General features: G+C 71.4%; 10 protein-coding genes. 5 read left to right on the forward strand and 5 right to left on the reverse strand.

All coding sequences use genetic code 11. The annotated features are described in order from the left end of the window. The first annotated feature begins 3 nt into the window (after positions 1–3). Positions 4–561, forward strand: coding sequence for an orotate phosphoribosyltransferase (gene pyrE / locus ACG2DA_RS00505; RefSeq protein ID WP_395253492.1), 558 nt, complete (start codon positions 4–6; stop codon positions 559–561). 116 nt (positions 562–677) lie between these two features. Here pyrE and ACG2DA_RS00510 read toward each other — a convergent pair whose 3' ends face one another. From ACG2DA_RS00510 to ACG2DA_RS00525, 4 genes are all read right to left on the reverse strand, one after another. Next, a complete protein-coding gene (locus ACG2DA_RS00510; protein WP_395253493.1) occupies positions 678–1,469 on the reverse strand; it encodes an alpha/beta fold hydrolase in 792 nt (263 codons plus the stop codon). A gap of 116 nt (positions 1,470–1,585) precedes the next feature. After that, positions 1,586–2,896: an aminotransferase class I/II-fold pyridoxal phosphate-dependent enzyme gene (locus tag ACG2DA_RS00515; RefSeq protein WP_395253494.1), complete on the reverse strand. Its 1,311-nt coding sequence runs from the start codon at positions 2,894–2,896 to the stop codon at positions 1,586–1,588. After that, positions 2,893–4,089 (reverse strand): M24 family metallopeptidase, encoded by a 1,197-nt coding sequence (locus tag ACG2DA_RS00520; RefSeq protein WP_395253495.1) that lies wholly within the window; start codon positions 4,087–4,089, stop codon positions 2,893–2,895. The genes ACG2DA_RS00515 and ACG2DA_RS00520 overlap by 4 nt, the downstream gene beginning before the upstream one ends. Positions 4,090–4,267: 178 nt before the next feature. Next, a complete protein-coding gene (locus ACG2DA_RS00525) occupies positions 4,268–5,041 on the reverse strand; it encodes an SDR family NAD(P)-dependent oxidoreductase (protein WP_395253496.1) in 774 nt (257 codons plus the stop codon). A gap of 151 nt (positions 5,042–5,192) precedes the next feature. Here ACG2DA_RS00525 and ACG2DA_RS00530 point away from each other — a divergent pair, with 151 nt between their 5' ends. From ACG2DA_RS00530 to ACG2DA_RS00545, 4 genes are all read left to right on the forward strand, one after another. Continuing rightward, positions 5,193–6,140 (forward strand): ZIP family metal transporter, encoded by a 948-nt coding sequence (locus ACG2DA_RS00530; protein WP_395253497.1) that lies wholly within the window; start codon positions 5,193–5,195, stop codon positions 6,138–6,140. Positions 6,141–6,296: 156 nt separating this feature from the next. Then, a complete protein-coding gene (hrpA, locus tag ACG2DA_RS00535; protein ID WP_395253498.1) occupies positions 6,297–10,313 on the forward strand; it encodes an ATP-dependent RNA helicase HrpA in 4,017 nt (1,338 codons plus the stop codon). A gap of 31 nt (positions 10,314–10,344) precedes the next feature. Then, positions 10,345–10,992 carry a protein-L-isoaspartate(D-aspartate) O-methyltransferase gene (locus ACG2DA_RS00540; RefSeq protein WP_395253499.1) on the forward strand — a complete coding sequence of 216 codons (648 nt, stop codon included), beginning with the start codon at positions 10,345–10,347 and terminating at the stop codon, positions 10,990–10,992. Positions 10,993–11,082: 90 nt separating this feature from the next. Next, positions 11,083–11,754 (forward strand): hypothetical protein, encoded by a 672-nt coding sequence (locus ACG2DA_RS00545; protein ID WP_395253500.1) that lies wholly within the window; start codon positions 11,083–11,085, stop codon positions 11,752–11,754. A gap of 63 nt (positions 11,755–11,817) precedes the next feature. Here ACG2DA_RS00545 and ACG2DA_RS00550 read toward each other — a convergent pair whose 3' ends face one another. Then, positions 11,818–12,618, reverse strand: coding sequence for a glutaminyl-peptide cyclotransferase (locus tag ACG2DA_RS00550; protein ID WP_395253502.1), 801 nt, complete (start codon positions 12,616–12,618; stop codon positions 11,818–11,820). Positions 12,619–12,634: the final 16 nt, after the last annotated feature.

Below are 12,634 nucleotides of genomic sequence, written 5' to 3' on the forward strand. Positions count from 1 at the left end.
ATTTTGTCTGTCACTTACGACCGCGACGCCCTCCACGCCCTCGTCCTCGAACGGGCGCTGAAGTTCGGCGACTTCACCCTCGCCAGCGGGCAGAAGAGCTCGTACTACCTCGACGGCAAGCAGGTCGCCCTGCACGCGCAGGGGCTGCGGCTGATCGCCGCCGGCTTCCTGGAGCTGGCCGCGGACTGGGACTACGACGCCGTCGGCGGCATGAGCATCGGCGCTGACCCGCTGATCGGCGGCGTCCTCTCCCTGTCCGACCGCACCGACCTGGTCGGCGCAATGATCCGCAAGGAAGCGAAGGGCCACGGCACCGGCCGCTACGTCGAGGGGCCGTTGCAGGGCGGGCAGAACGTCTTGGTCGTCGAGGACGTCGTCACGACCGGCGGCTCCAGCCTGAAAGCGATCGAACGCCTGCGGGATTACGGCGCCGAGGTCTGCGGCGTGGTCGCCATCGTCGATCGCCTGCAGGGCGGCGCCGCGGCCTTCGAGGCGGCCGGCGTGCCCCTCAAAACGCTGTTTACCGTCCGCGACTTCGGCATCGAGCCGCCGGCGGCGTAACCCCGAGCCCCGACCGTGAGGGAGGGGCCGTTCTGGCCGTTCCAAGCGAGGGGACCCGCCCGGCGACGGCGGACGCGGGTGAGCGACCCCTCCCTTACGGTCGGGGCTCGGTAGCGTCACCCGGCGAAGTCCGCCAGAGCTCCGCAATACCGCTCCGCCTCGTCCTCCATCACGAGGTGCCCGGCCGGCAGGGCGACGGTCGTTGCGTGGGGCATCCGCTGTTGGAACTCCTCCAGGAACGGCGGGCCGAAGCACCAGTCCTTCTCGCCCCAGAGCAGCAGCGTGGGCTTGTCCGCGAGCGTCGGCAGGCCCTCCTCCAGTTCAACGAGGTGCTTGTAGCTGGGGTGGCCCGGCTTCGTGGGCACGTCCTGCACGAAGCGGTGCAGGGCGACGCGGTCGGCCCAGTTGCCGTAGGGCTGGAAGTACCCGCGGCGGGTGTCCGCCGAGATGCGGTCCGGATGGACGACGCAGTCTCGCATCAGGCCGCGGACGAACAGGTTCGGCCCCCGCAGCAGGAACCCGCCGATCGGCGAGCGGGCCAGGCCGATCTGCCACGGCATCCGGTCGCTGCGGAACGCCGCGGTGTTGGAGATTACCAGCTTCGAGAACCGCCCCGGCTCCCGCACCGCGGCCAGCAGCCCGATCGGCCCGCCCCAGTCGTGCACGACGAGGGTCACGTCGTGCAAATCGAGTTCGCGGACCAGCGCCAGCAGGTTCTCCGCGTGCTGATTCAGGCGGTAGGGGTACTCCGCCGGCTTGTCGCTGCGGCCCATCCCGACGTGATCGACGGCGACCGCCCGATGCGAACCCGCCACGGCCCCCATCGCCCGGCGGTACATCCAGGACCACGTCGGGTTCCCGTGCACGAACAGCACCGGCGACCCTTCGCCGGCTTCGACGTACGCCATCCGAGCGGCGCCCCCCCCATTTGAGGAAGACTGGCCGTCGCCGGTCGGCGGCGTGAACGTGCGAAAGCTCGCCCCGTCGGGGAATCCGGCGCGAATGAACTCAGGAACGGCGTCGCTCACGCGGCGTCTTTCAGGAGGTGAATCAGAGCGTTGGCGAGGTCGTCGACCGCCTCGTCGGGGTGGGCGGCGGAGAGGGAGACCCGCAACCGGCTGGTCCCCCGCGGCACCGTCGGCGGCCGAATCGCCGGCACGAAGAACCCGGCCTCGGCGAGCGCGGCGGAGGCCCGCACGGCGGCGTTAGGGTCTCCGCACAGGAGCGGCACGATCGGGCAGCCCTCGGTCCCCGGCAGGCGGTCGACGCCGAACGCGTCCCGCAGCGCGCGGGTCAGCCGCGTGCCGGTGCGTTCCAACCGCTCCCGGGCGGCGGCGCCGGCGGGCGAAGCGATCCATCGGAGATTCGCCGTCCCCGCTGCGGCCACGGCCGGCGGCAGGGCGGTGCTGAAGATGTGGCTCTTGGCGGTGTGCCGCAGGTAGTCGCACAGCGACTGCGAGCCGCTGACGAACCCGCCGGCCGCTCCGACGGCTTTCGACAGGGTGCCGGTGCGAATCACCCGCGGGTCGGTCGGCGGCGCGTCCTCAACTTCCGTCCCGCACGCTTCCCACCAGCCCCGGCCGCCGCGGCCGCACACGCCGGTTGCGTGGGCTTCGTCCATGACGATCGCCGCGTCGTATCGCCGGGCGAGTTCGAGCAGCCCCGGCAGCGGCACGGCGTCCCCGTCCATGCTGAAGACGGCGTCGGTCACGATCCACCGCCGGCGGGCGTCCGCCGCTTTCTGCAATTCCCGCTCCAGCTTCGGCAGCCCCCCGGCCCAGCCGGGGCCGCGGCGCCAGACCCGCAGCCGGCCGCCGCCGAGCCTTGCCCCGTCGACCAGGCAGGCGTGGCAGTCGCGTTCGAGGAAGACCGCGTCGCCGGGGCCGGTCAGGGCGGAGACCGTGCCGAGGTTCGCCGCGTAGCCGGTGGGGAAGACGACCGCGTCTTCGGTCCCCTCGAACTCTGCGATCGTGCGTTCCAGCTCCGCGACCTCCGGCGAGCGGCCGACGACCGCGGGGGAGGCGGTGGCGCCGCACGGTAACGCCGAGGCCCGACCGTAAGGAAGGGGCCGTTCGCACCCGTCCGCGACAGAGTCGGGGGGAGAATCGCCCGCGCCCGTCAGAACGGCCCCTTCCTCACGGTCGGGGCTCAGGGGGGACGCGGCCAACCCCAGGTAGTCGTTGGAGCCGAAGTTCCACAGTTCGCGACCGTCGATTTCCACGCGGCCGCCGGGCAGCGTGCGGCAGACGCGCGTCGGCCGCCGCAGGCCCTCCGCGTCCAGCCGTTCCAGCTCCTCCGCGACCCACCCGAGGGGATCGCCGGCGTCGGCCGTCATGGGGTGAGGGCGATGCGGTGGTTGCTGAGCCGCTCGAAGCCCTCGGCGGTGATGCGGTAGTTGTGCTCCACCCGCACCCCGCCGATGTCGTCATGGTAGCTGCCGGGTTCGAGCGTCACGACGTCGTTCTCGCGGAGGACGTCGTCGCTCTCCGGCACCTCGATGGGCGGTTCCGGGTGGCCCATGCCCAGCCCGTGGCCGGCGTGGTGGGACAGCTTGCCAAAACCGGCCTCCTCCAGCACGCCGCTGCACGCGTCGTAGACGGCGCTGGCCTTGGCCCCGGCCTTCAGCACGTCTTCGCCGGCCTTCAGAGCGGAGCGGCAGGCCTTGAACAGCTCCTGCTGCCGGTCCGACGGCTCGCCGACGGCGTAGGTGTTCGTGAAGTCGCTGCGGTAACCGCCCAGGACGAAGGAGTAATCGAGGATGAACAGGTCCCCCTGCTCGAGTTTTTCGCCGACCGGCAACCCGCCCGCCTTGCCGCGGCCCTGCCGGGTGGAGCGCCAGTCGCCGTAGACGATGCCCGGCCGGCCGGCGGTTTCGTTACAGACCGTGCTGACGGCGTTGTAGACCTCCAGGTCCGTCACGCCGGGGCGGATCACCTCGAAGGCTTTGGCGTGTCCGGCGTCGCCGGCCTTCATGCATTGCAGCAGGCATTCGATCTCGTCCGGCAGTTTCTGCCGACGCAGATCGCGGAGCAGATTCCCCAGCGAATGCCGCTTGCCGTCGACCGGGCACTCGAAGTGCAGAACCGCGTCGGTCTTGAGGCTGTCGCGGCAGATTTCGCCGACCAGCGCCGGGCACCATTCCCCTTCCAGCGCCGTCTTGCCGCTGAGGGGGCCGCGTTTGGCGAGGGCGGCGAAGGTGGCGTGGTCCCGGTTCGTCACGCTGTGAGCGTGGTCGTACCAGGGCGTTTGCAGGAAGTCGTCGCAGAAGGCCTCGCCGTCGGCGGACTTCGCGGTGAAGTTGTCCGCGGCGAGGGTGGCCTTCCCGGCGCCGTCGCGGGCGTCGGAGCCGCCGTCCCGTTCGAGCAGCAGAATCGCCCGCTCCCCCCGGCTGAAGGAGAGCGGCTGCACCCGGAAGTTCGTCAGGTAGCTGACGTGCCGCGGATCGGCGACGATCGCCGCGGTGATCGAGTCGGGCAGCCGCGCCCAGAGCTTGGCACGGCGTTGGCGGCAACCGGATTCGCTGAGCATCGCGGCAGTCTGGCGAACCGAAGGCAAACCGCAAGGCCCTCCCGCGGGCTTCACGGCGACTTCATCAGGGTTTGCTCGCGCCCCGAGTCCGTTCAAACGGGTTGCCAAGGACGGGCGAGTTGGGTTGCCTTATAGGCTGAGCGTCGCCGGCCGTTCGCCGCGTGTTTGAAGAGGGCGGCTAACTCCGCTTCTGGTTCTTCACCACGACGGCGCTCAGGCCGCCGTCGACGCCGATCTCCTGGCCGGTGATCCAGTCGTGGGCCGGGTCGAGCAGGAAGGCGACCGCGGCGGCGACGTCGCCGGGCTCGCCAAGGCGGTGCAGGGCGTGCATGTCGCGGCTGGCCTCCGCGGCCGGCTCGCTCTTCCAGACCCGTTGGGTCAGCTTCGTCTGCGTCAGGCCGGGGCTGACGCAGTTGAACCGCAGGCCGCGGTGGGCGTAGGTCGCCGCGGCGGAGCGGCTCAGCCCGGCGACGCCGGCCTTCGCGGCGGCGATCGCCTCGTGGGAGTGAATGCCGATCCGCCCCGCCACCGAGCCCATCAGTACGACGCTCCCGCCGTCCCGCAGCGTCTTCCCGGCGGCCCGCACGCAGTGGAAGGCGCTGTCGAGGTTCGTGCGGAGCGTGTCGGCCCACTCCTCGTCGGTGGTGAGGTGGGCGGCTTTCATCAGGAAGGAGCCGACCATGTTCGCGGCCCCGGCGAAGCCCCCGCCGCCCCGTCCTTCGCCGCGCTGAAACGGGCCGAACTGTTCCTGGGCCGCCTCGAACGCGGCCTGCACGCTGGCGCCGTCGGCGGCGTCGAACCGCACGGTTTGGCTGTCCGTCTCCGCGGCGAGGTTCGTCAGCGAATCGACGTCGCGGGCGGCCAGCAGCGTCTGATGACCGGCGGCGTGCAGGCGGCGGGTGAGGTCGGCGGCGATGTCGCTGCTCGCCCCGAGGATCAGGAAACCGGGCATGATTCGGATACGTCGGGGACGAGAGCGGGAAACGCAGGGTTTTAGGGGCGCTGCGAACTCCCGACAGGGGCGGCGTTGCCGCAGCGCCGGCCGGATCGCATGATGTCGGGCCGTTCCCGACGCCGTCGCGCCCGCAATGCCCCCCGTCGCCGTGTCCCCGGCCCTCCTGACCGGGGCGGGCGCCTCCGAGTTCGCCGTCCTCTGCGTCTACGCGCTCGCCGTGGGCGCCGCGAGCGTCGCCGGCGGGGCCCTGCCGGGACGGGTGCGGCTGACCCACCTGCGGCTCCAGTTGGCGATGAGCTGCGTCGGCGGGTTGATGCTCGGCGTGGCCCTGTTCGGCCTGATCCCCCACGCCGCAGCGGGCTTCGGGCGGATCGAGCCGGCCCTGTGGGGCGTCGCCGCGGGGCTGCTGGGGATGTTCTTCCTCCTGCGGTTCGCCCCGTTTCATTCCCACGAACCGCCCTCGGTGGTGGAGCACGAGGGGGGCGAGGAGGGCTGCGGGCACCCGCACCACGACCCGCACCCCAGCGCCGCCCGCTGGGCCGGGGCGGCGTTCGGGCTGGGGGTGCACGCCCTGATCGACGGGGCGGCGCTCGCCGCGGCGGTGCGGGGCGGCCACTCCGGCGGGGGGGCGTTGGGTCTGGGGGCGCTGCCGGGGCTGGGGGCGTTCCTCGCCATCGCCCTGCACAAGCCGCTGGACGCCGTCACCGTGATGACCCTCGCCCGCACCGCCCCCGGCGGGTCCTGGAGCCGGCGGAACCCGGGCACGATCAACCTGCTGTTCGCCGCGATCGGCCCGGCGGGGGCGATCGGGTTCTACCTGCTCGCCGGGGCGGCGCCGGCGGAGCACCTGGTCGTCGGGACCGCGATGGCCCTCGCCGCCGGGGCGTTCCTGTGCATCGCCCTGTCGGACCTGCTGCCGGAATTGGAATTCCACTCCCACGACCGGCTGAAGCTCTCCGCGGCCCTGCTGCTCGGCGTGGCCGTCGCCGCCGGGGTCGAGGTCTTCGCCCACGGCTACGCCCACCGGGTCGCCGCCGAGGGCGAGGAAGCCGGCCCGCTGCACACCCACCCCCACGGGCACCCGCACTCGCATTAGCTGCCGTCGCTCCGCCGTGAGCCCGAAGCGCAAGCGAGGGGGGGATGCGGCGAATCGAGCAACACTGCATTCCGTGATCCGCGTCGCTCCCCTCGCTTGCGCTTCGGGCTCACAGACGGTTGCCGCTTCGTTGTTTCGCCCGACAATCCCCGTCCGATGAGCGACGCCCCCCCGAAGAAACGTCGCCGCCGCAATCGCAAGAAGAAATCGGCCGGCGAGCACGGCGGCGAAACGCTGCCGCCGGAGGAAGTGAAGGGCCGGATCGACCTCGTCGTCGAGCGCCTCAACGCCGGCGTGATGGTCGCGGACCGGTTCAAGATCGAACGTGGCCTGAACACGGTTCTGCACCTGTCCAAGACGGGCAAGCCGCTGTCGAAGAGCCTCGAACGGCTGGAGCGGGACGCGACCCGCAGCGGGGAGCGGTTCGACGAACGGAAGGCGACCGTCCCGCAGGTCAGCTACCCCGGCGAACTGCCGGTAACGGGGCGGCGGGACGAACTGGCGGAGGCGATCCGCGACAATCAGGTGGTCGTCGTCTGCGGCGAAACCGGCTCCGGCAAAAGCACCCAGCTGCCGAAGATCTGCCTGGACCTCGGCCGCGGGGTGGCGGGGATGATCGGCCACACCCAGCCCCGCCGGATCGCCGCCCGCAGCGTGGCCAGCCGGGTGGGGGAGGAACTGGGCGTCTCGAACCCCACGGTCGCTCATAAGGTGCGCTTCGCCGACCAGACGACGGACAAGACGTTGGTCAAACTGATGACCGACGGCGTCCTGCTGGCGGAAACGCAGTCCGACCGGTTCCTGAACCGCTACGACACGATCATCGTCGACGAGGCTCACGAGCGGAGCCTCAACATCGATTTCCTGCTCGGCTACATCAAACGCCTGCTGCCCAAACGGCCGGAACTGAGGTTGATCGTGACCAGCGCCACGATCGACGTCGCCCGCTACAGCGAGTTCTTCGGCAGCGGCGAGCCCGGCACGGAGGAGTTCCAACCGGCCCCGGTGATCGAGGTCAGCGGCCGCACCTACCCGGTCGAGATGCGGTACCGGCCGCTGCCGGAGCCGGACGAGAACGACAACCAGCCCGACCCGGAGGACCACCTCGCCGACGCCGTCGCCGAGGTGTGCAAGGAGGGCCCCGGCGACGTGCTGGTGTTCGTGCCGACCGAGCGGGACATCCGCGACGTGTCCGACGCCCTCCGCGGCCGCCGGCTGCCCGGCGGCGGGCCGACGGAGATCCTGCCGCTCTACGGCCGGCTCTCCGTGAAGGAACAGCAAAAGGTGTTCAAACCCGCCAGCGGCCGGCGGATCGTGGTGGCGACGAACGTCGCCGAGAGCAGCCTGACGGTGCCGGGCATCCGCTACGTGGTCGACACCGGCACGGCCCGCATCAGCCGCTACGCCGCCCGGACCGGGGTGCAGCGGTTGCCGATCGAACCGGTCTCGAAGGCCAGCGCCCGCCAGCGGGCCGGGCGCTGCGGCCGGGTGGGGCCGGGCGTCTGCGTGCGGCTGTACTCCGAGGAGGACTTCGAGAGCCGGGAAGAATTTACCCCGCCGGAAATTCAGCGGAGCAATCTGGCCGGGGTCATCCTGCAGATGGCCACGCTGCGGCTGGGCACGATCGACGAGTTCCCGCTGCTCGACCCGCCCCGCCCGGCCAGCGTGCGGGACGGCTACGAAACGCTGACGGAGATCGGCGCCCTCGACGAGGAGTACGCCCTGACCGACCTCGGCCGCACGCTCTCCACGATGCCGGTGGACCCGCGGATCGGCCGGATGGTCGTCGCCGGGGCGGACGAGGGCGTGCTGCACGACGTGCTGGTGATCGCCTCCGCCCTGGAGATCCAGGACCCCCGCGACCGCCCGGTCGACAAGAAGGGCGCCGCGGACGCCGCCCACGAGCCGTTCCTCGATTCGGACAGCGACTTCCTCACGCTGCTCAACATCTGGAACTGGTATCAGGAGCGCCGCAAATCGCTCTCCCGCGGCAAGCTGATGAAGGCTTGCCGCCAGAATTTTTTGAATCACGTTCGCCTGCGGGAGTGGAGCGACGTGCACCGGCAACTGGCGGACCTGGCCCGGTCCGCCAAGCTGCCGAAGCGGTCCCACGACGGCGAGAAGTACGACCCGATCCACCGGGCGCTGCTGGCCGGGCTGCTGGGCAAGGCGATGTACCGGCCGGACGACGGGCCGGAGTACACCGCCGCCGGGGGGGTGAAGTGCGTGCTTTGGCCGGGCAGCGGCATCTTCAAGAAGAAGCCCAAGTGGGCGATGGCCGCGGAGCTGGTGGAGACCGGCCGCCGCTACGCCCGCACCGCGGCCCGCATCAGCCCGAGCTGGATCGAGCCGCTCGCCCCGCACGTGCTGAAGTACGAGTGGAGCGAACCCCGCTGGAACCCGGACAGCGGCGCTGCCCAGTGCGACGAGAAGGTCACGCTGTACGGCCTCCCGGTCGTCCCCCGCCGCACCGCCGGGCTGGCGAAGTACGACGCCCTGCTGGCCCGCACGCTGTTCATCCAGCACGGCTTGGTCGAATACGACCTGCCCGGCGTCGACCCGGTCGACGGTAGCGGCGGCCCGGAATTTCTGTACTTCAACCGGCAGATGCAGGTCGAAGCAGAGAAACTCCAGGCGAAGGCCCGCGGCGAGGACCTGCTCGTCGGCCCGCAGGCCCGGTTCGAGTTCTACGACGAGAAGCTGCCCAACCGCGTCACCGACCTGCCCCGCCTCAACAAGTGGTTGAAGGAGGCGAGCGAGGAGGAGCGGGACGCGCTGGTGATGGACCGGTCGCTGTTCATCCGGACCGGCGCCGCGGAGCCGGATTCGCAGCAGTATCCGGACGCGCTGAACCTCTCCGGGGCCGAGGCGAAGATTGAATACCGCCTCCGCCCCGGCGAGGCCGGCGAGGGGGAGGACGAGGGGCTGACGGTCCACGTCGACCGCCGGGACGCCCACCGGCTGAGCGCCGCCCGCCTCGGCTGGCTGGTGCCGGGGTTGCTCGCGGAAAAAGTGACCGCCCTGATCCGCGGTCTGCCGAAAGACCTGCGGACGCGGTTCGTCCCCGTCCCGGACACGGCCCAGGAGGTCGTCGACCTGCTGACCTTCGGCGAGGGCGACCTGCTGCACGAACTCTCCCGCGTGCTGCAACGCATCGGCGGGGAGCGGGTGCCGGTCGAACTGTTGGAGGCGATCGAACTCCCCCGGCACCTCCGCATGACGGTGCGGGTGACCGGTGCGGAGGGCGGCCCGGCGACGGTCGCCGTGCCGGCGGACGGCCGCAGCGAAAAGAAGCTGCTCGCCCCCGCCGCCCCGCCGGAGCAGCGGTTCCACCGCGACGGCCTCACCCAGTGGGACTTCGGCGAACTGCCGGAGTCCGTGCAGGTCAGCGGCAAAACGCTGCACCCGGGACTAGTCGACGCCGGCACGACGGTCTCCGTGCGGCTGTTCGACTCCGTGGAGAAGGCGACCCACTTCACCCGCGGCGGGCTGCGGCGCCTGTTGGTTCTGGCCGACCCCGCCGGCTACGTCGCCGGGCCGGGCCCCTCGGCGCTGGAGGGCAGCGGGGTGACGGCCGACGAGTTGCGGTTGCTCGTCGCCGACCGGGCGCTGGTCCCCGGCGACGACCCGCACGCCTTCGAACCGCCTCGCAGCGACGCGGGTTGGGCGAAGATGAAGTCGGCGGCGGAGGCCCGCAGGGAGTCCGCGTTACGGCAGGTGAACGAACTGGCGGGGGCGCTGGTCCCGGCGTTGGTGCAGGTCAAGGCGTCGCTGGACGCCACGCATCCGCCGGCGTGGGAGGAGGCGGTGCTGGACATGCTCGAACAGATCGACGCCCTCGCCACGCCGCGGTTCGTGCTCACGACCGACTGGCCCCGCCTGACCGAGTTCCCCCGCTACGTCCAGGCGGCGAATCGGCGGTTCGAGCTGCTGAAGAGCGGCGACTTGAAAGGCGACGGCGAGCGGGAGGACCGGCTCGCCCCCTACCGCTCCCGGTTGGAGCGGCGGCTGGAGCGCTGCGACGACCCCCAGAATCCGCCCGGGAAAGTCGCGGCGTTCCGCTGGCTGGTCGAGGAATTACGGGTCAGCCTGTGGGCCCCGGACCTGGGACACCCGCCGGGGGTGATCGAAAAGCGGTTGGAAAAGCAGTGGCAACGCGCCAAGCTGGCGTGACGCCCGCCCGCCCCCGCAGCGTCGTGTCCCGATGCCCCCCGAACCTGCGACCCCCGAAGCCGCCGCCTTCGCGGAGACGCTCCGCGGACGCGGCATCACGGACGAGCGGGTGATCGCCGCGGTCGCCGCCGTCGACCGGGCGCGGCTCATGCCGCCGGAGCAGCGCTCGACCGCCTGGGTGGACGCCGCCCGGCCGATCGGCGAGGGGCAGACGATCAGCCAGCCGTCGCTGGTGGCGATGATGACCGAGGCGCTGGAGCTGACCGGCGACGAAACCGTGCTGGAGATCGGCACCGGCAGCGGCTATCAGGCGGCGATCCTCGCCCACCTGTGCCAGCGGGTGGTGACGGTCGAACGGCTTGCCGAACTCGCCGAGCCGGCCCGCAAGGCGCTGGGGGAGTTGGGGATCGACAACGTGACCTTCCGCACCGGCGACGGCACCCTCGGGGCGCCGGAGGACGGGCCGTACGACGCGATCGTCGTCACCGCCGCGGCCCCAGACGTCCCGCCGGCGTTGGTGGAGCAGCTCGCCGAGGGCGGTCGGCTGGTGATCCCGGTCGGCGACCGCTTCACCCAGGACCTGTTGCGGGTCCGCAAAACGGCGGAGGGAACCGACCGGACGGTGTTGTGCGGCTGCCGGTTCGTCCCGCTGATCGGGCAGCAGGGGTGGGACGAGTAGGGGCCGCTCCGCGGACCGGGCTCTGGGGGCGTCGCGCTCTCACCAACCGCGATCCCTTTCGCGATCGGTCCGCAGAGCGGACCCTACGGCATGGACACCCTCAATCAGGTCCTCGACGCCGTCTTCCAGCGGGTGCAGAACCACTGGATCGAACTGCTGACCGCGGCGGCGTTCACGCTGGTCGGCTGGTTCTTCGGGCGCCGCCGGGCGAAGGCGGATTGGCGGAAGCGGGAGTTCTTCGACCGGGTGAACTTCAGCCTGAACTCGCTGGGCCCCGCGGAGAAAGGGGCCGACGGCGAACCCGGCCCGCGGACGCTGCGGATTCGCACGCTGGCGGAGATGAACGCCGGCGACGTGTTCCTCAACGCTGCGGCCCGGGACGCCGTGACCGCCGCGGCCCGCCGCACGACGCCGGCCGACCCGACCCTCCCGTTGCCGCAGAACGACTACTGGTTCTACCTCAACGCCGTGCTGAACGAGCTGTCGGAGCGGTTCGCCGCCGGGTTGCTGCGGCGGGACCTCGGTCAGCAGGTGCGGGGGGAGACCTACCTCGTCTGCCTCACCTGCGAGGCCGCCGGGACGATCCGGCAGCGGAAGATCCGGGCGATGGTGATCCGCAAGGACCTGTTGCTCGATCTGCCGGAGGGGGAGCCGGCCTACGAGGCCCCGACGCACTCGACGCGTTGGGAGACGCTACGGTTCCTCGCCGCCGAACACGGCCGCAACCCGTGGAAGTTCCTCGAAGTGGAACTGTGCCTGTAGGGTCCGCTGCGCGGACCGTCTCCGATGACGTCGCCGCTTCGTCTACGGTCCGCACAGCGGACCCTACGGGGCTTTCGGCCAGGGCACCTCGTAGACGGCCGGCCAGAGTTTGCCGGTGAGCAGCAGGCGTTCGCCCTGCTCGTCCCAGGCGATGCCGTTGAGGACTTTCTCCCGGTCGTTCACCCCGGAGAGGCGGACGAGTTCGGAACCGTCCAGCCAGCCGGTCACCTCGCCGGTGGCCGGGTCGATCCGGGCGATGTGCGGGCTGTACCAGACGTTCGCCAGCACCTCCGGTTCGCCGTCGGCCCGGCGGACCCATTCCAGTTCGTTGAGCTGGTCCACCGGCCGGCCGCGGTCGGTCACGCGGACGCGGCCGGTGACGGTCCCGGTCGCCGGGTCGAGGAACCGCAGCACGCTGCTGCCGTCGGAGAGGATCAGCCGTTTCCCGTCGGTCGTCAGGCCCCAGCCCTCCCCGGCGATGCGAAAGCGCCGCTTCGCGGTGAGGGTCTCGCGGTCGTAGACGAAGGCCCAGCCGCTCTGCCAGGTGAGCTGAAACACCTCGTCCCCCAGCACGCAGACGCCCTCGCCGAACAGCCGGTCGTCCAGCTTGCGGAAGGCCTTGGTGCGGCCGGTTTCGAGATCCACGGTTCGCAGCACGCTGGTTCCGTGGCGGCCGGTGCCCTCGTAGAGAACGCCGTCGTGCCAGGCGAAGCCCTGCGTGAAGGCTCGGGCGTCGTGGGGGTAGCGTTTGGTCGGCGTAAGCCGGACGACGGCCGCGTCGTCCGCGGTCTGGGCCGCGAGGGTGAGCCCCAACCCGGCGACCGCGGCGAGACCGCAGGCGGCGGCCAGCAGCTTGCGGGTCATGCGATCCGTCTCCAGG

This window comes from Alienimonas sp. DA493, assembly GCF_043951915.1.
Taxonomy (GTDB): Bacteria; Planctomycetota; Planctomycetia; order Planctomycetales; family Planctomycetaceae; genus Alienimonas.